Source organism: Chryseobacterium contaminans, from assembly GCF_001684955.1.
GTDB lineage: Bacteria > Bacteroidota > Bacteroidia > Flavobacteriales > Weeksellaceae > Chryseobacterium > Chryseobacterium contaminans.
Window position 1 is genome coordinate 1 of record NZ_MAYF01000170.1, and the last position, 3,156, is coordinate 3,156.

General features: G+C 47.8%; 2 rRNA genes. Both read left to right on the top strand.

From position 1 onward, the window contains the following. The first annotated feature begins 80 nt into the window (after positions 1-80). Positions 81-2,835, top strand: a 23S ribosomal RNA gene (locus BBH99_RS10815). A gap of 178 nt (positions 2,836-3,013) precedes the next feature. Further along, positions 3,014-3,121, top strand: a 5S ribosomal RNA gene (rrf, locus tag BBH99_RS10820). Positions 3,122-3,156 lie beyond the last annotated feature (35 nt).

Sequence of the window (3,156 nt, forward strand, 5' to 3'; positions counted from 1 at the left end):
TTAAGATCATTGACATTAACGGTAAAGACATCACAAAGAGAAAACCGAGCGCATAAAGCGCTTGAGTAACCAAAAATAGGAAAGAAATCGTTAAGGGCGTATGGCGGATGCCTAGGCTTTCAGAGGCGACGAAGGACGTGGTAAGCTGCGAAAAGCTGCGGGGATTGGCACACACGAATAGATCCGCAGATGTCCGAATGGGGCAACCCAATACATTGAAGATGTATTACCTCGTAAGAGGAGCAAACCCGGAGAACTGAAACATCTAAGTACCCGGAGGAAAAGAAATCGAAGAGATTCCGTAAGTAGTGGCGAGCGAAAGCGGATTAGCCCAAAAGTCTTTATATATTTAGAAGAACGTTCTGGAAAGAACGGCCATAGACGGTGATAGCCCGGTATTCGAAAGGTATATTAAGATGATAAATGAGTAGGGCGGGACACGTGAAATCCTGTCTGAATATGGGGGGACCATCCTCCAAGGCTAAATACTCCTGAAAGACCGATAGTGAACAAGTACTGTGAAGGAAAGGTGAAAAGCACTTCGAATAGAAGGGTGAAATAGAACCTGAAACCGTACGCCTACAAGCGGTCGGAGCAGCGTAATGCTGTGACGGCGTGCCTTTTGCATAATGAGCCTACGAGTTAATTTTACTAGCGAGGTTAAGGTATTAAGTACCGGAGCCGGAGCGAAAGCGAGTCTGAATAGGGCGCATAGTTAGTAGGATTAGACGCGAAACCTTGTGATCTACCCATGGGCAGGTTGAAGCTCTGGTAACACAGAGTGGAGGACCGAACCGGTTGACGTTGAAAAGTCTTCGGATGACCTGTGGGTAGGGGTGAAAGGCCAATCAAACTGGGAGATAGCTCGTACTCTCCGAAATGCATTTAGGTGCAGCGTCGTATATAAGTTTATTAGAGGTAGAGCTACTGATTGGATGCGGGGGTTTCACCGCCTACCAATTCCTGACAAACTCCGAATGCTAATAAATGTTCTACGGCAGTGAGGGCATGGGTGCTAAGGTCCATGTCCGAGAGGGAAAGAACCCAGACCAACAGCTAAGGTCCCCAAATATATGTTAAGTTGAAGCAACGCGGTTGGACTGCATTGACAGCTAGGATGTTGGCTTGGAAGCAGCCATTCATTTAAAGAGTGCGTAACAGCTCACTAGTCGAGCGGTCCGGCATGGATAATAATCGGGCATAAACATATTACCGAAGCTATGGATTTGTATTTTAGATACATCTGGTAGGAGAGCATTCTATTTGCGCCGAAGCAGTACTGTGAGGTATTGTGGAGCGGATAGAAAAGAAAATGTAGGCATAAGTAACGATAAAGCAGGCGAGAAACCTGCTCACCGAAAGACCAAGGCTTCCTCAGCCATGCTAATCAGCTGAGGGTTAGTCGGGACCTAACGCGAACCCGAAAGGGGTAGTGGATGGACAATGGGTTAATATTCCCATACTTGCTCACGAATAAAGGGGACGGTTGGATGTATCTGCTGGAGACTGACGGAATAGTCAAGGCCTAGCCTTCGGGCGAAGCTGCTGTAGAGTAATCTGATCCAAGAAAAGCCGAAGTGAAGCAACCCGTACCAAAACCGACACAGGTGGTCGAGGAGAGAATCCTAAGGTGCTCGAGTGAGTCGTGGCTAAGGAACTAGGCAAAATAGTCTCGTAACTTCGGAAGAAGAGACGCCATCAGCAATGGTGGCCGCAGTGAAGAGGCCCAGGCGACTGTTTATCAAAAACACAGGACTCTGCTAAATCGAAAGATGCTGTATAGGGTCTGACACCTGCCCGGTGCTGGAAGGTTAAGGAAGGTGCTTAGCGTAAGCGAAGGCATTAACTGAAGCCCCAGTAAACGGCGGCCGTAACTATAACGGTCCTAAGGTAGCGAAATTCCTTGTCGGGTAAGTTCCGACCTGCACGAATGGTGTAACGATCTGGGCACTGTCTCAGCCACGAGCTCGGTGAAATTGTAGTATCGGTGAAGATGCCGATTACCCGCAATGGGACGAAAAGACCCTGTGAACCTTTACTATAACTTCGTATTGACTTTGAGTAAGTAATGTGTAGGATAGGTGGGAGGCTTTGAAGCAGGCACGCTAGTGTTTGTGGAGCCGTCGTTGAAATACCACCCTTTACTTACTTGGAGCCTAACTTCTTTCAGAAGGACATTGCGTGGTGGGTAGTTTGACTGGGGTGGTCGCCTCCAAAAGAGTAACGGAGGCTTTCAAAGGTACCCTCAGCACGCTTGGTAACCGTGCGTAGAGTGTAATGGCATAAGGGTGCTTGACTGTGAGACCAACAAGTCGATCAGGTGCGAAAGCAGGACATAGTGATCCGGTGGTTCCGTATGGAAGGGCCATCGCTCATAGGATAAAAGGTACTCCGGGGATAACAGGCTAGTCTCCCCCAAGAGCTCACATCGACGGGGAGGTTCGGCACCTCGATGTCGGCTCGTCACATCCTGGGGCTGGAGAAGGTCCCAAGGGTTGGGCTGTTCGCCCATTAAAGTGGCACGCGAGCTGGGTTCAGAACGTCGTGAGACAGTTCGGTCTCTATCTATTGCGGGCGTTAGATGTTTGAGAGGGCTTGATTCTAGTACGAGAGGACCGAATTGAACAAACCTCTGGTGTATCAGTTGTACCGCCAGGTGCACCGCTGAGTAGCTACGTTTGGAAGAGATAAGCACTGAAAGCATATAAGTGCGAAACTCGCCTCAAGATGAGACATCTTTTAAGGGTCGTTGTAGATGACGACGTTGATAGGCTACAGGTGTAAAGACAGTAATGTCATAGCCGAGTAGTACTAATTACCCGTAGATTTATAGCCTATGGTTGCTAAATCTAAAATTATGATATAATAAATATGACAAGTACTTTATGCGCAGTAAAGGTTTTGTCTTTGTGAAAGTTTTTATCGCTTAAAACAGGTAGCAGATGGTAGCTATCAGGGAGCAGGGAAAACCTGCAACCTATAACCTACATCCTGCAACCTTATATACCTTCTTTAGGGTGGTTTTAGCGGTGGGGCTCACCTGTTCCCATTCCGAACACAGAAGTTAAGCCCACCAGCGCCGATGGTACTGCTAACGCGGGAGAGTAGGCCGCCGCCAGTTTTTATTTTATTTTTAAAAGTCTCATACAGCAATGT